The following is an 18,931-nucleotide window of genomic DNA, read 5'->3' on the forward strand; positions in this document are numbered from 1 at the left end:
GCCCATGAGACAACCCATCGTCCGAGTAGCCGGCCTGCTCGCCTGCGCATTGGTTCTGACAACAGCGTGCCAGGAGGACACCCCTCCCGCGGTCGATGCGGCGCCGCTGCCGTCGGCACCCGCCCCTCCCTACCTCTGCGACTACATTCCGAAGGCCGCGGCCAAACTGATGACGGGAGTGAGCGACCCCATCGTGACCGGTTTTCTCAAAGAACCGGTCGATGACGTCGCCGGCCATGGCATCTGCACCGCCTACGAGCCGAGCGGCGAGCGGGCGCAGATACTGAGCGCCATCCTGGACACCGGAGGCATCCGCGGCCAGGTGGACGAATACCTCAAGGACGGCGGCAAACTGCTGCCCGCGATCGTGCCCGGCGGTTACGGAGCCTACGTACGAGATCGTGAAAGAGCGACGCATGTCGGCGCGATACTCGTCCAGGGCAAAGCACGGCTCCTGGTCGAACTCGTCCGGGGCGTCGAGGGGCGCGACAACGTCGCGGACATGGTGGCGTTCATGAAGCTGATAGCGCCAAGACTCCTCACCAACAACGCAACGCCGTCGCCGGGTCCATCGCCGAAGAAGCGGAGCTGAACCGATGCCGGATATGGTGCCCAACCCTCTGCGGGAGGCGTTACAGGAAGCCCTACGGACGATCGAGCCCTTGATTCACGAAATGCGGGACGCGCTCAACACCCCTGCCAGGAACTTCCACACCGGCAGGATCTGGACAGGACCGGTGGCCAAGGTCTTCGATGGAGAACTCGACCGACACAACGGCAGGGTCCTGTACGCAGGCGAGACCATCCTCAACGATCTCCGCTATCAGATCACGCGCACCGCAACCGAGGTAACCGAACAGCAGGCACAAGACATCAGCCGCCGCTACGACCTGTAGCGACAGCACCTCTTAAGCGGTCAACGCATGCCCCCGAGCCTAGGTGTGCTGTGGGACCGCTCTTGCCGATGAAGGCGCAACAACCGCCTTGGACGAACGTGGACGGAACTGGAGCCGAAGCCTGGCAAGAGGCCGTTCAAGCAGACTGTTCTGCTCGCTGTGGATGCTCGTGGACGTCCTTGATCCTTCTAGCCTCATGGCTGGTGAATCGCGCTATCTCGTTTCACCTGATCACGACTGACTCGCCGCCGCCTCTACCCAGAAGGGCAAAAGTCCGAGGAGCGCCTACGTGTCAACACTCGATCTCGCCGAACTACCGCTTGACCGGACTGTCCTTCAAGTCGAACAGGATCTTGCTTAGCAGGTTCCTGATCTCTTCCAGATGTCCCGCGGTCTTCTTCGTGGCCTCGGCCTGCGCAAGAGTGGCCCAGACGAGGGCAGTCTCGGTGTTCCCCTTCTGCAAGGCTTTCCGAGCTTCGGTCTCATACCCGTTTCTTGCGAACGGCTCCATGGAGCCTCCTCTCAAGGCGCCGGACGCTGCCACTGTAGGTTGCTCAGCCCATGAGAACTACACGCTCGTTCGAGGCAAGACCCTGTCCCGTCGGCGAGTACGTACAGCTCTTGACTAGGTCTCCAACCCGCGTGTGAACCTAGGCCACGGAGAGTGCTGTACAGCAGCGCCGTACAGCAACACCGTCACATCCGACCACGCGGCACCGGCCCATATTCACCGCTTCACCAGGGCGGGAGGCCGCTGACGAGACATCTGCCCTTCCCTACGGATCAGAAGGTTGGGGTTTCGAGTACCTCCGGCCGCACACATGCGAAAGGTCCGCAACCAGGGGTTCCTGGGAGCGGGCCTTTCTGTTTGTCAGGACAATCTAGGGATCTTGCTAACACCTCTGCTAACACGGGTCCTTCTCACTCACCGATGGCTTCAGCGAAGATGTCCGCCGCTGATGCTTCGACGGCGCGGATCACGTGGCGTGAACCGGAGAGTGATTGACGGGTCAGTGTGTCCGAGGCGGGCCGCGACGACATGGACGGGGACGCCGGCCAGGAGCAGGATCGTGGCGTGAATGTGGCGTAGGTCGTGAAGCCGTGCATGGCGCAACGGCGTGCGGTGTTCGCTTGGTCATGCCGCTTGATCAAGATTGGGACGAGCGAAACGCCGAGCGCAAGAGGCGAGCTGTGTCCGCCGCAACTGGTGATGGTCAGATCATGCGTCCGGCGGGATCTCCGGCCCCGAGATGATCATTTCGCGAAGTTGAGCGTTCGAGTTGGTTGAGGTGGATGCGTGATCACCTCGCACACCATCGATCCAGGCAAAGCCCAGCGGACCGGCTCCTCCGCAGCAAGCCCGTGACAGCAAGGCCCGGGCCACCATGTGAGCGAGTCTCCACCGAACCCGGGATGATCGACATGCCTGGCCGTCGAGCAGTTGGACATCGCCGATCTGGATGTTGCCGTACGCGGTGTCGGCCTGGATGCCGACGAGGGCATATGGTCAATGACGGAATGTGTGGCCGGTATGGCTCAGCGGGACGTGGCTGGGCGGCCGCCAATGCATCGTCCGGTCTGCGGGGCGATGAAAGCGACAGTTGCCGCTATCAAGCCTCGCAAGTCATCCCTTGGGTCCTCGGTTGGGGCCCAAGGCGTGACCTTCGCCGCCAGAAGAGACGTTCGCGGAGGTCATACCCTGGCCAGGAGGGATGTCAGGAGGGTCCGGCGGCGCAGAATTCGGCTTCGAGGACGTTGGTGAAGGCGGCGATGGGGTTGTTCCAGTCGCCGTTGACGTTCTGGACGAGCATGCGTGTGGCGTCGCGGGTGCCGTAGGCGTATGACCACGAACCCGCGAGTGCGCCGCCCATGCCCCAGACCGTTGTGCCGCAGGACAGTTTCACCGACGACATGCCGAGGCCGTAGGTGGTGTTGGGTATCCACTTTCCGTCGGGGACCGGATTGGTGGCGAACATCTGGCGCTGCTGGGCCTGCGGCAGGAGCCGGCCCTTGAGCAGCGCGGCGAAGAACCGGTCGAGGTCGGCGGCGGTGGAGATGATGTTGCCGGCCGCCCAGCCGGCGGAGGGGTTCAGCTCGGTCACGTCGTAGATCGTGGGCTTCGGCTCCTGGGAGTACAGCGTGGAGTAGTGCCGGGCGTGGGGGCCGCGGATCCGCACTTCCTCGCCTCCGGGCACGTGGGTGCCGGTCAGGCCGAGTGGGCGGATGATCCGCTGTGAGACCTGTTCGGCGTAGGTCTCGCCGGTCGCCTTCTCGACGATCATGGCGGCGAGGACGTAGCCGGTGTTGGTGTAGGTCCAGCCCTGGCCTGGCTTGAAGTCGGGTGCGTTGGCCGTGCCGATCTTCACCAGTTGCTGGGGCTGGTAACGGTCATAGCGGTGTTTGAGGAAGCCAGGGCCGGCGAGGCGGGCCAGCATCTGCTTGTCGTTGAGGTGGTTGAACAGGCCGCTGGTCATGTTGAGCAGCTGCTTGATCGTGATGCGGCGGCCGTCGTTGCCGTTGCCGCGCACCAAGCCGGGCAGCCATTCTTCCACCGTGTCGTCCAGGCTGAGCTTGCCTTCGGCCGCCAGTTGCAGCACGACGGTGGCGGTGAAGGTCTTGGTGATGCTGCCGACGCGGAACCGCTCCTGCGGCAGGCGCTTGCGACCGGTTCGGGTATCGGCCACGCCTGCCGTACCGAACCACTGGTCATCGCCCTTGCGGACCGTCGCGAGGATGCCGGGAAGGCCGGTTTCGGTCACGGCCCGATCGAGCGCCTGCTGCACTCCGGGGTGGTCGGAGGTGGGGCCTGAGCCGGCCGCGGCTGCGGGGGCGGGTGCGGCCATGGCAGCGCCCGCAACCGCGGCGGCGGCGAGCAGGCCGATACCCGCCTGGGTCGTGCGCGAGCGGAACGCCTTGGGGTCGAAGGTGGTCATCTCAACTCCTTGTGGGGGCGAGTAAGCGAGTTCTCGCCTTGCCGATGGCGAACACGCTATATCGCGTTCGCTATTCATTCAATGCGAAAGTCCTTCACTCTGAATGAAATTCCAGGTAGAAGCCCATACTTTCTTGCAATGAGGTCGCAGTTAATGCACAATATTGGCGTCTTTGCAATGAGGTTCGAGTTAATGCATACTGTGCGGCAACACAGCGGCAGCGAAGGGGGCCACAGGTATGCCGGGAGACAGGCTGACCTACCAGGAGCGCCGGGACATCGCCGCCGGCTTGGCCGCAGGATTCACCTACTCCGTGATCGCCAGGGGCCTGCAACGCCCGGCCTCGACCGTCACCCGCGAGATCATGCGCAACGGAGGGCCCGTCGGCTACCGGGCAGACCAGGCCCATCAGGCCACCAAGCGGCGTGCCCGGCGGCGTACATCGGCCCCGCCGACACCGTCTCCGGCGCCACCAGCCGCCGCCGCGTATGGACGGACCGCCGAAGCCATGCATGATTTCCGGGAGCGCTTCGCCGCCGTGCTGGGCAGGGCCGGGATCCCGTCCATGATGAGCAGAGTGCTGGCCTGTCTGTACGCCACCGACACCGGCAGCCTCACCTCAGCCGAACTGGTCCAGCAACTGCGGGTCAGTCCAGCCTCGATCTCCAAGGCCATCGGCTACCTCGAAAAACGAGAACTGATCCAGCGCGAACGCGCCCCTCAGCGAGGGCGCGAACGCTACATCGTCGACAATGAGGCCTGGTATCAGGCGGTGCTGGACAGCGCCCGCGTGAACGCCGAACTGGCCGACATCGCCGAGCTGGGAGCCAAGGTCCTTGGCGCCACCACGCCCGGCGGCGCCCGCCTGCAGGAGGTGAGCCAGTTCCTCGGACACGTCAACCACGACATCGTCCACTCAGCCAACCACTGGCGGCGGCAGATCCACTTTCGCCGTACGACAGATAGTCAGAGCGGCAGAACGACCAACACAGCCAATGGCCGACGTATCTCATGAGCGGCATCCACCGCGCTGTGGCACGGCTCTCACAGGCAGGGGAGGGGTATTCGGCTGCGGCGGACATCGACGGAGGACGCGCAGCCGGTCTGCGGACCGTCTGGAGCGATATCGCAGCGTAGCGACAGCATCTCGCGAACAGTCAACGGCTTACTCCTGAGCCGGGCTCCCTCCGAAGTCGATCCTGCTAACGCAGGCGCTAACAACGGTCTCGGATGAAGGTGGACGGAGTTGGAGCAGAAGTCCCACGGGAGCCATTCGAGCAGGCTTTTCTGTTCGCTGTGGATGCTCGTGGACGTCCTTGATCCTGCTACGGATCAGAAGGTTGGGGTTTCGAGTACCTCCGGCCGCACAGCAGGTCAAAGGCCCTCCGGGATCATCCCGGAGGGCCTTTTTCGTGGGCGTACAGCAGCGCTGTACAGCAACGTGGGTTCGCGCAACCGGTCTTCCATAGGCACCGCGCGAAGACGACGAATCCCGTAGCGCCCTCGCGCTACTTGACGATCTCCAACGCCAGTCGGAGCTTCTGCCTGACCCAAGCCACCAGCGCGCCCATGCATCCGCTATCGGCCATATCAACGTGATCTTCTCGTACCGACCATGCAGGCGCTCCAACCCGGCCCCAGCATCCGCCTCCGGGCATACCCGCGATCAGCTTGTTCAAGGACACTCGGCAGGCTGCGCGATCATGTGGGCATGGTTCTCTCTGCCCCCTCCGAACGTCTCCCCACAGAGCCAGGCTTGATCAAACTGTGGTTTCAGTTCGTGCCCCGGGAAGGTTGGCTTCCCTACGACACCGAAGGACTTTGGGCCATGCCCTTAACCGAGGACACCGCCCGTGTGGCGAACGTCCCATTTCTGCAGGACGGGGTCGCCGAAGGCGACGTGGTGCGCTTCATCACCAATGATGACGGTCGCCACTGGGCCTGTGAGTGGGTGGAAGCATCGGGCAATTGCACGATCCGGGTTTTGCCGTCACCCAATGGACCGCTGGGGCGAAGCGCGCAGGCCGTGTACGAGCAGTTGGCACCGTTCGGCCTGGGCGGGGAATCCTTCAGCTCGGAGCTTCCCCTGGTCGCTTTTACTGTGCCGGCGGGCGCAGGGCTCGGGCAGATGAAGACGCTGTTGACGCGTGGCCAAAGGGATGGCTGGTGGCACTTCGAGGAGGCCTGCATCACCGACGCCTGGCGAAGCGCTTAACGATGGGTTCGTTTCACGGGCCGCGGAAGGTGCCAGCCTTGCTCAGGCACCGCCGAGGCCCTCCCGAAGACGGTGCACCCAGTCTGCGGGGAAGACCTGCTCAAGCCGCTCTTTGCTGATCTCCAGCATCCCTTCCTGCGCCAGGGGAAGAAGAGCGCCGTCCTGGACGGCCTTGTGATCCTCAGGTGCCGGGCAGATCAGAACGGCGAGGATCCGGCACGTCCGTTGGAGCTCCTCGATCCCGGCCGTATGGATCATGCTCTTGATGGGCTCCCACGCTGTCCGCACAGCGAGACCCACCAGAGCATTGAGGAGGGCTCCGCGTCCCTCGTTCTGCCGGGACTGCATAATGACCGTCGTCACGTACTCCGGAATTCGGTTCAGAGATTTCGAGAGCTTCTCAATGGCCTCGGCCATGGCAATGAGGAGATCGCACCAGAAGTGATTGGTGAGCTGCCTTCTCGCTTCTCTCGGCTCGCCCCCACCGAAGCTCTTATCGAGCTCCTGAACCACAGGGCCAGCAAGGGCATCTCCGATTTCTTGGATAAGGTCGATGGCGTCGGGGTTTTTGGATAGCCAGTCAACGAGGTCGACCGTGGCACTATCGGTGGCGGCTGCCTTTCGCTCCTTGAAAGGCTTTCGTCGCCCCATGGGAGGCCGACTTGCGGCCCAGGCCGCGTCGCTAGTGTCTCTCGCCGCTTCACGAGCCGCGGTCGAGGGGTCGCGAGCCAGCGAGAGAGCGTGCGTCCAGCCGTGCTGTGCCCCGCCGCACGCAGAACAGCCGCAGTGATGTCCCTTGGCCCGCTCGCAATTCACAGGGTGCGTCATTCGCCCTCCGCTACGTCTGGCAGGAGATGACCTGGCGCCTCACTGGAAGCCCCCATCCCTTTGAACCACATGCAACGAGATACGAAATGACCAACGCAGCTAGTGCTGCATATCCCTTAGGCTATGAGACAACCCCATGAACACGCTTAGGCCCTTTTGGGATACCCCAAGAGGACCTAAGTTTGGTACCGAGAGATTAGTTATGACTCGCTTGAGCGGTCGAGGCTCTGATTGAGCCTGTCTAGCGCCTTACGGGTTTCGGGACTGGGAATCTGGGTGTAGGCGTCCATGGTCATCGAGATCTGCGAGTGGCGCAGGATGCGCATCGCCACACGCGGGTGGACGTCCAGGGCGGCCAGAAGCGAGGCGCACGTGTGCCGGGTGTCATGCACACGGATGCGCGGGACGCCCGCTCGGCGGCAGTGGTTCTCGAAGGCCCGGTTGAAGTTGCGCGGCTCGATCGGCGTGCCGCGTGAACGTCAGGTCCGAGGTCTTCCATGCGTCCCCGGCCATCTTGCGGGCCTCCTACTGGACGCGCCGACGGTGCCTGAGTGCGGAAACGCACAGGCCGAAGAGCGGCAGCGAAGCCGTCGAGTCCTCTGTCTTGGTGGTGAGCTGGTGGGAGATCCAGACCTGTTAGCCGACGAGATCCACACACGTGAGACCAAGGAACGTAGCCTGCCCAGCCGTTCTTGTACGGGTGATCGAGCTTTCGTTGTTGGCCCGGGTACGACGGCCCGTACGCGGACGCTTGGGCTCCTCCGGGGAGGCGAGCGCGGTCATGGCGGGCATCAGACTGCCTCCTCACAGAGTCGGGTGACGTAGTCGTTCAGGGCGGCTTGAGGAATGCGGCGGCAGCGGACGCCTACGATGACCGAGCCCAGTTCGCCGGAGCGGATGAGGTTGTAGAGGGTCCACCGGCTGACCTGCAAAGTGGCCATGGCTTGCGGAACCGTGAGCAGTTCAGGCGTCATGCTGTTCCCCAGGTTCGGCACGCGGTGACCTGTGATGGCGGCGCGGAGTTCGCCGAGGGTGGTGGAGTAGTGGCGGCTCTTGGTGGAGAAGTGACCGCGGAAGCCGAGCATGTGAGCCCATTGGATGAGCCGCAGGTCGGCCAGGTCGGCGTTCTCGCCAAGGCGCATGCAGGCGGCGATCAGCCGGCGGGCGTGGTCGCGAACGGGTAGGGCGTCGAGATTGTCGAGGGGTTGGATGCGGCGATCCAGCGTCCCTACACATTCGGCGGCCTTGATGGCGTACTTGGCGATGTAGGCGGCGACGGCCTGCCCCCTCAACAGCCGCATCACCGGCGACACCTGGTGGGAAGCTATCCACGGCACCTTAAAGGCGCTGGTCCGGCTGTCGTTCGACGAGGATGGGCCCGAACAGCTTCGGTCCTAGACTCGGGTCATGGACAGGACTGACCGCGCCAGCCGGCTGATCGCGGCACCACCGGCGACTGTCTATGGCGCCCTCCTCGACCGGGAGGCCCTCGAAGCCTGGTTGCCGCCGGACGGCATGCGCGGGCGGATCGAGCGGTGGGATCCCCGGCCTGGTGGCGGGTTCCGGATGGTCCTCACGTACCTCGACCCCACCGACAGCCCCGGCAAGACATCAGACGCGACGGACGTCGTCGACGTCGGGTTCGCCGAACTGGTTCCACCGGAGCGCGTGGTGCAGCGGGCGGTGTTCGAGGCCGAGGACCCGTCGTACGCGGGCACCATGACGATGACCTGGCACCTAACTGCTGTCGGCGAAGGGACCGAGGTATCTGTCACCGCCACGGACGTACCACCAGGCATCAACCAAGCCGTGCACGAGGCCGGGATCGCCTCCTCGCTGGCCAACCTGGCGTCATACGTCGAAGAGGCCGGCTGAGTCAGGTCGGCTTGGGACCGAGGGGCCAGCCCCAGCCTGACCAGCATCGCCAGCACGAGAGAAGTCAACAAAACAGCAGGTCAGACGGAGTGCCTTACGGCCGGATGAGAACTTTCCCTACGGTTTTTGAGGCGAGCCGCCTTCGGCGTCTCGCCGCGCGTCGGGCGCTCGCTGGCCGCGCTGCGGCTCTTCAGCCAGTCGCGGCCAGCACCGCCCACGCGCTTTCGTTCACCAGGCGGTGGACCTCATGAGCTGAAAAACTCTTCGCCGATGTTGTTGTGGTGGCAGCTGTGACGATCGCTCACTTTGACGCGAGCCGTAGCCGGTCGGGGCGATCGACTGCCGCGCCGCTTCCGGTCCTCGGCCGTAGCCGGCCTGCGGTCCGGGTCGGCTTGCCACCGAGCGGTCGGGGTCGGCTTCGGCTTAGCTGCCGGTAGATGGCGACGGCCTCCTGCTCCACGGTTGCCGCCTCGGCATGGCGGTGCAGCCTCTTCAGCGGCCAGCTGAGGTTGTGCAGCGATACAGCTCACAGCCGGGCGCGGGCTGGACAGGACGCCCCGATTTATGCGAGGTCATCGGCTGCGGTGTTGAGGCGGGTGATCTCCGCTTCGTCAAGCGTGACGGCTGGTGCTGCCAGGAGCTCTTCGAGCTGCGCACGGGAGGTGGCGGAGGCCAACGGTGCCGTGACGGCCGGTTGGTGCATCAGCCAGGCCAGAGCGATCGTGGCGGCCTGAGCGTGATGGTCGTGGGCGATCGCGTTGATGGTGTCGAGCAGGTGGAGGCCCTCGGGCGTGAGCAGAGGTCGCACGCCGGCTCCCCTGGCTCGGTCCTCGGTGTCAGCCTCGGTGCGGTACTTGCCCGACAGGAATCCGCCACCGAGGGCCCGGTAAGGAAGTACCGCAAGACCGGCCTCGCTCGCAAGCGTGGCGAACTCCCCCTCGAACGGCTGGCGATGAACCAGGCTGTAGTGCGGTTGGAGCGCGACCGGTGCGGCGAAGCCGCCGCTGCCGGCGGTGTCGATCCACTCACGGACGGCGTCGGCGGTGAAGTTCGAGAGTCCGATGGCCCGGATCTTGCCGGCCTGGACCAGAGCGTCGAACCCTGCCACGCTCTCCTCGATCGGCGTCTGGTCGTCCTGGTGGTGCGCGAAGTACAGGTCGATGTAGTCGGTGCCCAGTCGACGCAGCGACTCTTCGACAGCAGCGGCCACGGTGGTCGCGGACAGTCCCTCGAAACGCGGGTGGTTGCCGCCCTTCGTCGACACCACCATCTGGTCGCGGTTCTTCCGGTCACGCATCCAGGCTCCAATGATGGCCTCCGATGCTCCGTCGGAGTAGGTGTCGACGGTGTCGACCAGCGCACCTCCGGCTTCGGCGAACGCATCAAGGACCCGATGGGATGCAGCGGCGCCGCGATCACATTTTCGCTCGCGCAAGAGTTCGTACTGCTCGTGGTGATGGCGCGGAGCGTCCGGCGGTCGAGCGACCACTCTGCCGCCCACCGCCCACGTGGACCGCTCCGATGAGCGGATCACCGCCCAGGATGTCCTGCAAGACCAGCGCCGTCATGCCGCACTGATCGCGGGCTGGGTTCCGGGGAGAACCCTCCTCCCGGCTGTCGGGGTAGCAGGTGTCGGCGCCGCACGCTGCTCGGAAGTATGGACGAAGCTCAAGTGCCATGCCGGCCGAACTCCTCAAGCGGTGGGCCACTGACCCCTTGGGGTTGATCACCCAAGGCCCGCCAAATTGGCAGGAGCCTCAGGGGCGACCGGTCGTTCGTGAACTGCGCGACCCTGATGACGGCGAAGACGAGTAGCCGGGCCTGGCGCTGGCTGGGGTGTTGGTCAGTTGCCTGGACGGCGGTGGCTGATCGACGGCGGCGATGCGGGCGGCGTAAACCCGGTGCGCCTTGCGGACGGGCGGTCCGGCGGCGTGGTCGGCCAGGGCGGCGCTCTGTTGTGGTGCGGCGTTCTGGCCGGCCTTTGATGGCCTTGCGTGCGGCTACGCCACCGGCGAGGTTGGGCCCTCACGCCACGAGCCGTTCGACGCCCGCCAACCCCTGGTCAGGATTTTCGCGATCGATCTGGTCCAAGAGCTCGTCCGCGCTGGGCGCGATCAAAGAGGTGGAGGCGCAGTCGCCGCGAAACTGTCGTGCTGTCGGATTGCTGACGACCGGCGTCCCGGAAATTCTGCAAGAAGTCCGGGAGGCGGTGTCGGATCGGGGCGGTGGCGTTCGTAGCAAGGGTGAGGCCGCCCGCAAGGGGGCGGCTCCGAGGCAAGGAACCGCGATATGAAGCTGACGACCATGACCCAGGTCACCATCGATGGCGTGATGCAGGGAAACGGCGCCGCGTCGGATGACCGCAGGAACGGATTCGAGCGCGGCGGATGGGCCCGGGGGAAGGGTGACGACGAGACCAGGACGTTCATCACGCAGGCATTTCAGCGCGCCGAGGCGTTCCTGTTCGGCCGGCGCACTTATGAGCTGTTCGCCGGCTCTTGGGGGGCAATCGACCAGATGCGTGCACATCCCATCGGCGTGGCCTTGCACGAGGCCCCCAAGTACGTTGCCTCGACCACGCTCACCGCCCCGCGTTGGCAGGACACGACCGTTCTCCGCGGTGACCTCGCGGCGGCCATCAGTGAGCTGAAGGCCAAGCCCGGGGGTGAGCTGCAGGTGCACGGCAGTGGCATCCTGATCCAGTGGCTGCTGGAGAACGACCTGGTGGACGAGATGACGCTGATCACCGTCCCGGTGGTCGTCGGCCAGGGCGCGCGCCTGTTCCCGGCGACCGGCCCGGACCTTGCGCTCGACCTGGTCGAGTCGCGGGTCGACTCCAAGGGTGTGTCGATCCAGGCCTTCCGGCCGGCCGGGCGCCCGCGGTATGCGACGGCCTGAAGTCCCTGGCCGTCGGACCACGCTGTCGTGACATCACAGGAGTTGATCTACAGATGCGGTACCTGGTTTCCGTGATCGAATGACAAGAGCGATCCCGGCAGCACGGACAGGCGGCCCGCCATCAGCGCGTTCAACGAACGGCTGATCGCCGAGGGCTACTGGGTCTTCTCGGGCGGACTCACGATCACACGCTGACACTCGTCAACTGCCCTCTGAGCTGGGCGACGCAAGGTCCAGGTGGTGACTGGCCCCCGTTCGCAGGCAGGAGTGAGGGACGCCAGTTCAAAGAAGAGCGCCCACCGCTCGGCGGGGAGATTCAGGAGGGAGAATCCCTCCAATCGTCCGGGCCCCCTGTCTCGTCTGCGGAGGGGGCGGCGATATCGGTCTTGGCACCCCAGCCTGTCAGGCGGGCGTCTACGACGTTGGAAAACGAGCGCTTGCCGATCTGTTCAGGCCAAGAGGTCAGGACCCGGCGTACCAATTGATCCTCTCCGAGCCAGAGTTTCCATGAGAGCTCTGTCTTCGGACTGGATGCCAGGATCTCATCAACGTTCACGGCGTCACGGAAGGCCTTCCGAAGCGCGGCCGCCCGTTCTCGCCGCCGTCGGCCCTCAGACCCCGGTACAGCTTGGTGATCGCGGCAGCCCGAACGGCCCGCAACCGCGGGTGGCCGCGCACCACTGCCCACCGACCGCACGTGGCCAGGCTCGGTACGTGCGGTCGGGGCGGCCCCTCGTCAATTGGCCAGAGGCCTACTCGGCATCGCAGGTCGTGGCCTCGGATCCGGTCGGTTCCGTAGACCTCGTGCCAGCACTCTCGCCTTTCCTGCCCGCCTCGATGGAGGCGTAGCGCCGCTGTTGGAGCTCGTCGCGTTCAACATCCGGGATTGTCATCGACTCGGCAAGCACAGCGGCAAGTGCGTTCACTTGAGTCTTGTCGGTGTCAGCGTGGAAGAGCCACCGGATGTTCTCGTCGCGCGTGATCAGGTCGATCGCCAAGCGCCCGCTTCTGTCCTGTGTGGTCGCTGCTCGGACGTATCGCACCCGGTCGATCGGGATGTCCTGACGGATCTCGCCTTGCTCAAGGAATGCGTTCGTCTTGGCCATGAGGATGCGGCGATCCGTGACGGCGACCAGTGTCTTTGCTGCCATTTTGTCCCTCGCTGCCGCCAGCTTCTCCTTCGCTCCGCTGAAGATCGCAGAAATTGGGCCGAGGGCGTCAAGCTGCTCGGGGAAGCCGAGGACACGTAGGGTCTCGCCGTCCTCGAAGAACCATCGCAGGATGCGAAGGTACGGCTCGAGATCCAGCGATTTGGTTGCGCAGACGACGCCCGGAGCCTCTAGCGGAGGGGCCGGCGGATGGAGAGCATCGGCAAGAGGCTCGATCGCCTCTAGAAGACGGACGGAGGTTCGGCGGGCTGCCTGCGCGTCCTTCCGCTTCCCCGTCAGTGACTGTGACAGTGTGTCGCGTCCGGGAAGCTCAGCGATGATTCGTAGCTCCCGCGTCAGCGAGTCGACGAGGCTCGTCGTCTCGGCCAGAGCAAAGTCGAGCTCCGTGCGAGTGTCGCGCGCAATGATGTCGACGAGACGTGCCTCGTCAGCGTCTTCGCGTCCGGCGGCTCTCGCCTTCGCGGCGCGGAGTGCCTGATACCCGGTCCACGCCTTGACGGAGGACAGAAGGGCGTTGGCGTCGAAGAGGATCGCCTCGGCGTTCGTCTGGAGATACTCGCGGCGGCGATGCGTGTCGGGCCGATCGATCTGCCCGACGTGGCCGCGGACGTTCCGTCGGTACAGGTCAAGCTGCTTATGCAGCGACGCTTCACTACCCGCGACGCTGTCCCACAAGGAGGTGGGGACCGATCCGACCTCTCGCGCCTGGTCAACTGCGCGATCGATGGTGGCGACGAGTCCCGTCAGTTCGGCCCACTGCTCGTTGCGGATGGTTGTGAGCACCTGGCTGGTCAGTGCGACGTTGGTCCTGACAAGGCTCGTGACCTCACTCAGCTGCATCTGAAGGGCGACCATGGCCAGCGCCGGCCCGACTGCGGCCGCGGTCTGCGCCGCGCTCACCGCAGTGACGGGGATGAAGCGGGCCTGAGCGAGGCCACTGGAGGAGATCACTGTTCCGAGTTTCGCGCCATCCTTGACGGCGAGCATTCCGCCGGCCTTCAGCAGGGCCTGTGTCGCATCGCTGATCCTGTAGAGCCCCTGCGCGCCGGCTAATGCGTTTCCGAGGTTGCCGGCCACGGTCGCCGTGTCTCCGATCGAGGCGAGGACTGTGGAGATCTGCTTGCGGTCGGCGGCCGACACGAGCCCAAAGTCGATCAGATCGGGCTTGAGTTCCGCCGGGAACTCACCGAAGACGACAGCAACCCCTGGGAGCACCTCCGCCAGCACCGTTGATGCCGTCGTTGAGCCGAGGTCCGAGTTGGGTGTCGGATCGTCCACAACAGGTGAGTCGGTGGTGTTGCTCCGGCCGTTCTCCTCAGGCTCGACGATCTCCATCGGGTCCGAAGGGTCCTGCATGCGATCTCCTCCCCCGGAGGGCGGGCAACCGCCGGACATCGTCGGCGTTCACTGCCGAAGTCTAGGGCTCGACGCCCTGCGGTTCAGTGGCAATCCACGTCCTGTCGCCCGCGTACGTCAGGATTCACCCGTGCCACGGCCATGCCGCATTCCGCGCCAATATCGAGGTGCGTGATTCCGCGAACGAACCGCCCGCGTCTGCCGCGAAGGCTTCGTGGGGCGTGCCCGGGGCGAGACCGGTAGCTGGGATCGTTGGTCAGGACGAGAACCGCACCGCTCCATCCCGGCTGCCGGTCAACGAACCGTTGACCAGACCGTGATCGTTGACGCATGGAAGACCTCCTGGAATCAGCGAGGCGTGGCAACCCGTTGAGGGTTACCCTGCGTCCGGGCCGTTTCGAGTCCCAGCGCGTGGTGCGGAAGTTCTGCTGGTTGTGTTCCTGGATGGTCGGTCAGCTGATCCTCTGCACGGTCGCACCCTGTCGGATGGCGCGGGGGATCTCGGCGACGGAGTCCACGATGTCGATCAGGTGGGTGATGCTCTCGGCTGGAGCAGTGGAGCTGACGTCGACGGTGTAGGTGATCCCGGTTGACCGCCAGCTCTCGGTGTCGAAGCCGCCGGCTGCGGAGACGCGCACTCCCAGGAGTTCGATTCCCAGTGCGGCGGCCTCCCGGTAGAGGTCGTTGAGGACGCATCCCGCCGCTGCGAGGTGAAGGAGATGTCCTCCGGTGAAGTCCGCTCTGACGCTCACGCCCTCGGGCGTCCATCGATGAGGGAAATGCACCGCGTGCTCGTCCGTCACCTTCAGCGATCCTGCGCTCACGATCGCGTTGAAACGATCATCCATGATTCGGCTCCCGGCACCTCGGGCGTACGGACATGATGACAAGAGCCGTCCTACACGTCGCAGCCGCCAACCGGCAACACCGCACTCGCTCGCATGGGGACAGCCGCTCATGCCGATGGGCCCTCTGACGGACGCGCGTGGCCGGTGACATTGGCCGTCACCGGAGATGTCTGATGGGATTGACACATGAAGACACGAGGACATGACATCGAGGTCACGCCTGCGTCGGACCATGTCGTGGTACGGGTCAAGGGCTCGGTCGTCGCGACCTCCTCCCGGCCGCTCGTACTCACCGAGACAGGCTGCCCACCGCGGTACTACCTGCCGCCGGACGATGTGAACATGGATCTGCTCCGGTCGTCGACGACGACGTCGCACTGCCCGTTCAAGGGTGATGCCGTCTATTGGTCGGTGGACACCGGTGACGGTCTGGCCGAAGACGTGGTCTGGTCCTACCCGGAGCCGTTTGCGGGGGTCGAACAGATCGCGGGACGGCTCGCCTTCTGGGCGGAGAAGTCAGGCGTCACCCTTGAGGTGAACGGGCAGAGTGCGTAAGCGTCGCCCGGTCCGGGAGTCGAGGAACGCTGCATGCGGCCAGACGTTCCTGCCGCAGTCGCTCAGCTGTTCAGGCAATCTGGGGATCACGTCAACAGGGGCTCGGCTCGGCCGTCGGCTACGCCTCCCGAACCATGGCTACGACCGCGTCCGTGACCTCAAGACTCGGCAGGATGTGGACAGCGCCGGCGTCGCGCAGGTCATCGGCGGAGCTTCGCCCTGACGCCACCGCGATCACCGGTACGCCGTTTTCCAAACCGGCCTCGACGTCGGCCGGAGTGTCTCCGATGAGCACCGCCTCGCCAGGCGCGACCGGCGCCCCGAACAGCGCGGCTGCCCGGCCCAACGCTATGCGCACCAGCTCGGCCCGCACGTCGTCGTCCTCTCCGAACGCGCCGATGTCCCAGCGGATACGCCCGTCCAGGCCGAAGACCTGGAGCTTGATCTCCGCTACGCTGCGGACGTTCCCGGTCAGGACGGTCTGCAGCACTCCGGGGGTGGCGCCCAAGGCGTCCAGAGCCGCGGCGGCACCGGGGAGGGCGTGACCGCGCTTCCGCAGGTCGGCAGCCCGCGCCAGGTGGGCCTTGGCGAGGGCCGCGGCGAAGCGCTCGAAATCGTACCGGTCGGTCCGCAGGCCATGGAGCTTCGCAGTCTCTCGGAAGATCACCGATTCGGTGAGGCCGTCGATCTTCGCCTGCTTGACCATGGGGACGTCCGTCACTTGCTCGAACGCCTGCGCCGAGAGCTCACGGCCGACACCTCTGGTGTCGATGAGGGTGTGGTCGATGTCCCACAACACGATTCGGCGACCCGCCATCGAATCCCTCCGCCCGTCGCCGCCCTCGCGGGAGGCAAATAAGTTCGAGCTGCACGGTGGTCACGGCTCGCACGCATGCGGTGAAGTCTGCCTCAGTCCACTGACATGGGATGTCAGTGGAACCGAAATAACGTCCCACACGTGGACATCGACATTGATATCGACCAGTTTGTCAACCGCTACGTCGCTGTATGGAACGAGACCGACCCGGTTGCGCGCCGAAATGCCATCGCTGGACTGTGGGACGCGGACGGCACACAGGTCACCGAATCCGCCCGATACCACGGTCATGACGCCCTTGAGGCCCGGATCACCCAGGCACACAACGATCTGGTGCGGGACGCAGGATTCGTCTTCCGGCCCGCGGGCGACGCGACCGGCCACCACGACACGGTCACCTTCACCACCCACATGGTCCCCGCAGCAGAAGGGAACATCGCCTGGGCCGGCCGGATCTTTCTCACCCTCGGCGGAAAGGGGCTGATCCGGCACGAGTACCAGTTCACTATGAGCACGCCGAACCAGGCGAGCACTCGTGCCACGACGGAGGAGTTCCTTCGCCGGCTGGGCGAGGGCGATCCGGACCGGATGGCCGAGTTGTTCGCCGAGCACGTCGACTGGCAACTGGACTGGCCGGAGGACGGCCATCCGGCGGTGCCGTGGATCCGTCCCCGGTACACCCGCGCCGACGTCGCCGACCACTTCCGGGAAATAGCCGCCTTCCACGTCCCCGAAGAGTCGGCCGGAGAGGTGTCCCGCGTCCTCATCGACGGAACGGAAGCGGCGGTGCTCGGCGACATCAAGCAGATGGTGAAGGCCACTGGGAGGCGATACGTGGCCCTGTGCGCGCTTCACCTCACCGTCAAGGACGGGCTGATCACCCGATATGCCGTCTACGAAGACAGCCTCACCGTCGCCGAGGCCCTCGCCGACCAGTCGGTCCACCCCTGAGACACTGGCCGATCGAGCACGGATGGCCAAGCCATGGGGACGACCGACAAGGGCGTTCCGCTGGAGCTGTCGAACGTGGGCAGCAGCGTGCCCGATGCCCCCGACCGGGGCGTGCGGCTGGGTGAGCGACGCAAGGGGCGGCATGCGGTGGAGGCCAGACAGCTTCGGCCTCTGGGTGAATGAGCCGGCGTTCCCGCTTCATCAGGGGCGCCGGTGACTGACGAAGCGTCCGCACTTCCCTGCCGATCAGAGGGTCAGGTGTCGTCCTGGCCGTCCCACGGTTCGTAGAAGCCGATGTTGTCCGGGTGGAACGGCGTCGAACACGACGGTGGTGAAGCCGCCCATCCGCCCGGGGCCGGAGACGCCGATGCCCAGCAGGCTCCGGACGGTGGAGTTCGCACCGTCGGCGGCGAGGACGTACCGGGCGCGCAGGCGGGTCCGGTCTCCGGGTCGAGAGCCACGAGAGGCACCGAGAGAACCACCGTGAGAGCCGCCGTGAGAGCCGCCGATCAGGGCCGCGACGCCGTCGGCCTCTTCGGTCAGGTCGACGAGCCCGGTGCCGAAGCGGACCGGTGACGACGCCCCGGCGAGCAGGATCGGTTCCAGACGGTCCTGGGAGGTGACCACGCCGGTCACAGGGCTCTCGGGCACCGGCGCGTTGATCCCGATCATCGCCGCCGTGGCGAAGTCGCGGTCCCGCATGGTGTCGCGGAAGCGGATGCGGCCGTACTCGGGGGTGAAGGCTGTGGCGGTGATCTCGGGAGCGAGGCCGAGCAGGCGGTAGATCTCCATCGAGCGCACGTTGAGCAGCCGGGCCCTGGGAAAGGGTGACGGCTCGCGGTGTCGCTCGACCAGCAGGGTCCGCACGCCCCAGCGTTCGAGCAGCGCCCGTGCGGTGAGCCCGACCGCGCCGCCACCGACGATCAGCACCTCCACCTCGTCGTCCGCCACGGGCACGCTACGAAGCCGTTCCACACCTCATCGTAATCACGCCGGTCAGAGCGGGCGGGCGCACCTCCGACGCGCCCGACGCGTTGCGCCGGCGCGCGTCGGCGAAGATGCGGTTGAGCAGTTTCTGCGCGGCGCATTGCCCCAGCCGGCAGCTCCGGTCCTTCCGAACCGTGGTCGGCGCGTCCCGCCAGGAGGCCACCACCGGGGCGAACGGCCTGCTCCTCACGTCCAGGAGTTCGTCGTTCACGAGTGCGGTCGCGTCCTGGACGAAGACGACCTCCTTGGGAAGCCCTTGTCTGTCCAGATGGGGCAGGATCGCGCCGGCGCCCGCTCCCGAGATGGTGACGTACAGCATGGGACGGCTTTTCACGGTGGCCACGGCGGCGCCCAGCCAGGGGTTCGCCGCCATGGATCTGGCGAACCGGTAGACCGTGCCCTTGAAGGCGTTCAGCAGCGGGGTGCTGTCGTCGGGGCGGATGAACGGGATCGTGTACCGGTCGATCGAGCCGTCGCATCGTTCGCAGACGCCTTTGTCGACGAGGCCGTCGGCACCGGCCGGGCGAAGGCGGTCTGAGTGTCGAGCGGGCAAGGCGTTCCGCTGGGCCGCGTGCCGGAGGCGGCACGGGCCGGTGAATCGTC

Annotated in this window: 21 protein-coding genes and 1 pseudogene; 9 read left to right on the forward strand and 13 right to left on the reverse strand. The window is 65.6% G+C overall.

The features are described 5' to 3' along the window. The first annotated feature begins 4 nt into the window (after positions 1 to 4). Together AB0J97_RS01690 and AB0J97_RS01695 are read left to right on the forward strand one after the other, a co-directional pair. Positions 5 to 592 (forward strand): hypothetical protein, encoded by a 588-nt coding sequence (locus AB0J97_RS01690; RefSeq protein WP_364083204.1) that lies wholly within the window; start codon positions 5 to 7, stop codon positions 590 to 592. A gap of 4 nt (positions 593 to 596) precedes the next feature. Beyond that, positions 597 to 896, forward strand: a complete 300-nt coding sequence (locus AB0J97_RS01695) for a hypothetical protein (RefSeq protein WP_364083207.1) — start codon at positions 597 to 599, stop codon at positions 894 to 896. A gap of 313 nt (positions 897 to 1,209) precedes the next feature. Here the strand turns inward: AB0J97_RS01695 and AB0J97_RS01700 are convergent, their stop codons facing one another. The 3 genes from AB0J97_RS01700 to AB0J97_RS01710 form a co-directional block, all read right to left on the reverse strand. Then, positions 1,210 to 1,407 (reverse strand): hypothetical protein, encoded by a 198-nt coding sequence (locus AB0J97_RS01700; protein WP_364083210.1) that lies wholly within the window; start codon positions 1,405 to 1,407, stop codon positions 1,210 to 1,212. Positions 1,408 to 1,833: 426 nt separating this feature from the next. Next, positions 1,834 to 2,010: a tyrosine-type recombinase/integrase gene (locus tag AB0J97_RS01705; RefSeq protein WP_364083213.1), complete on the reverse strand. Its 177-nt coding sequence runs from the start codon at positions 2,008 to 2,010 to the stop codon at positions 1,834 to 1,836. A gap of 601 nt (positions 2,011 to 2,611) precedes the next feature. Beyond that, entirely contained in the window at positions 2,612 to 3,829 is a 1,218-nt protein-coding gene (locus tag AB0J97_RS01710; protein WP_364083216.1) for a serine hydrolase domain-containing protein, read from the reverse strand. Between the two features lie 238 nt (positions 3,830 to 4,067). Between AB0J97_RS01710 and AB0J97_RS01715 the strand changes: the two genes are divergently transcribed. Next, positions 4,068 to 4,844, forward strand: a complete 777-nt coding sequence (locus AB0J97_RS01715) for a helix-turn-helix domain-containing protein (protein ID WP_364083219.1) — start codon at positions 4,068 to 4,070, stop codon at positions 4,842 to 4,844. A 741-nt stretch (positions 4,845 to 5,585) separates the two neighbouring features. Continuing rightward, entirely contained in the window at positions 5,586 to 6,044 is a 459-nt protein-coding gene (locus AB0J97_RS01720) for a DUF4265 domain-containing protein (RefSeq protein WP_364083222.1), read from the forward strand. Between the two features lie 42 nt (positions 6,045 to 6,086). Here the strand turns inward: AB0J97_RS01720 and AB0J97_RS01725 are convergent, their stop codons facing one another. The 4 genes and pseudogenes from AB0J97_RS01725 to AB0J97_RS01740 all read right to left on the reverse strand — a co-directional run. Continuing rightward, positions 6,087 to 6,695, reverse strand: a complete 609-nt coding sequence (locus AB0J97_RS01725; protein WP_364083225.1) for a hypothetical protein — start codon at positions 6,693 to 6,695, stop codon at positions 6,087 to 6,089. Between the two features lie 377 nt (positions 6,696 to 7,072). After that, positions 7,073 to 7,333, reverse strand: a complete 261-nt coding sequence (locus AB0J97_RS01730; protein WP_364084218.1) for a tyrosine-type recombinase/integrase — start codon at positions 7,331 to 7,333, stop codon at positions 7,073 to 7,075. Between the two features lie 64 nt (positions 7,334 to 7,397). Further along, positions 7,398 to 7,499 carry an MYXO-CTERM sorting domain-containing protein gene (locus AB0J97_RS01735; protein WP_364084221.1) on the reverse strand — a complete coding sequence of 34 codons (102 nt, stop codon included), beginning with the start codon at positions 7,497 to 7,499 and terminating at the stop codon, positions 7,398 to 7,400. A 164-nt stretch (positions 7,500 to 7,663) separates the two neighbouring features. Then, positions 7,664 to 8,155, reverse strand: a pseudogene (locus AB0J97_RS01740) (helix-turn-helix domain-containing protein); the annotation flags it as partial. A 124-nt stretch (positions 8,156 to 8,279) separates the two neighbouring features. Here AB0J97_RS01740 and AB0J97_RS01745 point away from each other — a divergent pair. Continuing rightward, the gene (locus AB0J97_RS01745) at positions 8,280 to 8,747 is read left to right on the forward strand and encodes an SRPBCC family protein (protein WP_364083228.1); all 468 of its coding nucleotides are present in this window, start codon (positions 8,280 to 8,282) and stop codon (positions 8,745 to 8,747) included. A 562-nt stretch (positions 8,748 to 9,309) separates the two neighbouring features. Here the strand turns inward: AB0J97_RS01745 and AB0J97_RS01750 are convergent. Next, the gene (locus AB0J97_RS01750; protein ID WP_364083230.1) at positions 9,310 to 10,182 is read right to left on the reverse strand and encodes an aldo/keto reductase; all 873 of its coding nucleotides are present in this window, start codon (positions 10,180 to 10,182) and stop codon (positions 9,310 to 9,312) included. Between the two features lie 854 nt (positions 10,183 to 11,036). On the opposite strand from AB0J97_RS01750, the gene AB0J97_RS01755 reads away from it, so the two are divergent. Then, positions 11,037 to 11,645, forward strand: a complete 609-nt coding sequence (locus AB0J97_RS01755) for a dihydrofolate reductase family protein (protein WP_364083233.1) — start codon at positions 11,037 to 11,039, stop codon at positions 11,643 to 11,645. Positions 11,646 to 12,397: 752 nt separating this feature from the next. Here the strand turns inward: AB0J97_RS01755 and AB0J97_RS01760 are convergent. Continuing rightward, positions 12,398 to 14,170 carry a hypothetical protein gene (locus AB0J97_RS01760; protein ID WP_364083236.1) on the reverse strand — a complete coding sequence of 591 codons (1,773 nt, stop codon included), beginning with the start codon at positions 14,168 to 14,170 and terminating at the stop codon, positions 12,398 to 12,400. Positions 14,171 to 14,622: 452 nt separating this feature from the next. Next, positions 14,623 to 15,018 carry an OsmC family protein gene (locus AB0J97_RS01765; RefSeq protein WP_364083239.1) on the reverse strand — a complete coding sequence of 132 codons (396 nt, stop codon included), beginning with the start codon at positions 15,016 to 15,018 and terminating at the stop codon, positions 14,623 to 14,625. Between the two features lie 186 nt (positions 15,019 to 15,204). On the opposite strand from AB0J97_RS01765, the gene AB0J97_RS01770 reads away from it, so the two are divergent. Then, a complete protein-coding gene (locus AB0J97_RS01770; protein ID WP_364083241.1) occupies positions 15,205 to 15,573 on the forward strand; it encodes a DUF427 domain-containing protein in 369 nt (122 codons plus the stop codon). Positions 15,574 to 15,691: 118 nt separating this feature from the next. Here AB0J97_RS01770 and AB0J97_RS01775 read toward each other — a convergent pair whose 3' ends face one another. Next, a complete protein-coding gene (locus AB0J97_RS01775) occupies positions 15,692 to 16,390 on the reverse strand; it encodes a haloacid dehalogenase-like hydrolase (protein WP_364083244.1) in 699 nt (232 codons plus the stop codon). 141 nt (positions 16,391 to 16,531) lie between these two features. Between AB0J97_RS01775 and AB0J97_RS01780 the strand changes: the two genes are divergently transcribed. Continuing rightward, positions 16,532 to 17,341: a nuclear transport factor 2 family protein gene (locus tag AB0J97_RS01780; protein ID WP_364083247.1), complete on the forward strand. Its 810-nt coding sequence runs from the start codon at positions 16,532 to 16,534 to the stop codon at positions 17,339 to 17,341. Between the two features lie 33 nt (positions 17,342 to 17,374). Continuing rightward, positions 17,375 to 17,524 carry a hypothetical protein gene (locus AB0J97_RS01785; RefSeq protein WP_364083250.1) on the forward strand — a complete coding sequence of 50 codons (150 nt, stop codon included), beginning with the start codon at positions 17,375 to 17,377 and terminating at the stop codon, positions 17,522 to 17,524. A gap of 63 nt (positions 17,525 to 17,587) precedes the next feature. On the opposite strand, the gene AB0J97_RS01790 is transcribed toward AB0J97_RS01785, so the two are convergent. Both AB0J97_RS01790 and AB0J97_RS01795 read right to left on the reverse strand, forming a co-directional pair. Beyond that, complete coding sequence (locus AB0J97_RS01790) at positions 17,588 to 18,316, reverse strand: FAD-dependent monooxygenase (protein WP_364083252.1); 729 nt, start codon at positions 18,314 to 18,316, stop codon at positions 17,588 to 17,590. Continuing rightward, on the reverse strand, positions 18,300 to 18,881 hold the full coding sequence (locus AB0J97_RS01795) for a hypothetical protein (protein WP_364083255.1): 582 nt from the start codon (positions 18,879 to 18,881) through the stop codon (positions 18,300 to 18,302). The genes AB0J97_RS01790 and AB0J97_RS01795 overlap by 17 nt, the downstream gene beginning before the upstream one ends. Positions 18,882 to 18,931: the final 50 nt, after the last annotated feature.

It is taken from the genome of Nonomuraea sp. NPDC049607, from assembly GCF_040675375.1.
Taxonomy (GTDB): domain Bacteria; phylum Actinomycetota; class Actinomycetes; order Streptosporangiales; family Streptosporangiaceae; genus Nonomuraea.

What these genes read in the sequence shown, in the direction of transcription:
- AB0J97_RS01690 (WP_364083204.1), top strand. Translation starts at nt 5, where the DNA reads ATGAGACAACCCATCGTCCGAGTAGCCGGCCTGCTCGCCTGCGCATTG.
- AB0J97_RS01695 (WP_364083207.1), top strand. Translation starts at nt 597, where the DNA reads ATGCCGGATATGGTGCCCAACCCTCTGCGGGAGGCGTTACAGGAAGCC.
- AB0J97_RS01700 (WP_364083210.1), bottom strand. Translation starts at nt 1,407, where the DNA reads ATGGAGCCGTTCGCAAGAAACGGGTATGAGACCGAAGCTCGGAAAGCC.
- AB0J97_RS01710 (WP_364083216.1), bottom strand. Translation starts at nt 3,829, where the DNA reads ATGACCACCTTCGACCCCAAGGCGTTCCGCTCGCGCACGACCCAGGCG.
- AB0J97_RS01715 (WP_364083219.1), top strand. Translation starts at nt 4,068, where the DNA reads ATGCCGGGAGACAGGCTGACCTACCAGGAGCGCCGGGACATCGCCGCC.
- AB0J97_RS01725 (WP_364083225.1), bottom strand. Translation starts at nt 6,695, where the DNA reads ATGGGGCGACGAAAGCCTTTCAAGGAGCGAAAGGCAGCCGCCACCGAT.
- AB0J97_RS01745 (WP_364083228.1), top strand. Translation starts at nt 8,280, where the DNA reads ATGGACAGGACTGACCGCGCCAGCCGGCTGATCGCGGCACCACCGGCG.
- AB0J97_RS01755 (WP_364083233.1), top strand. Translation starts at nt 11,037, where the DNA reads ATGAAGCTGACGACCATGACCCAGGTCACCATCGATGGCGTGATGCAG.
- AB0J97_RS01760 (WP_364083236.1), bottom strand. Translation starts at nt 14,170, where the DNA reads ATGCAGGACCCTTCGGACCCGATGGAGATCGTCGAGCCTGAGGAGAAC.
- AB0J97_RS01765 (WP_364083239.1), bottom strand. Translation starts at nt 15,018, where the DNA reads ATGGATGATCGTTTCAACGCGATCGTGAGCGCAGGATCGCTGAAGGTG.
- AB0J97_RS01770 (WP_364083241.1), top strand. Translation starts at nt 15,205, where the DNA reads ATGAAGACACGAGGACATGACATCGAGGTCACGCCTGCGTCGGACCAT.
- AB0J97_RS01775 (WP_364083244.1), bottom strand. Translation starts at nt 16,390, where the DNA reads ATGGCGGGTCGCCGAATCGTGTTGTGGGACATCGACCACACCCTCATC.
- AB0J97_RS01785 (WP_364083250.1), top strand. Translation starts at nt 17,375, where the DNA reads ATGGGGACGACCGACAAGGGCGTTCCGCTGGAGCTGTCGAACGTGGGC.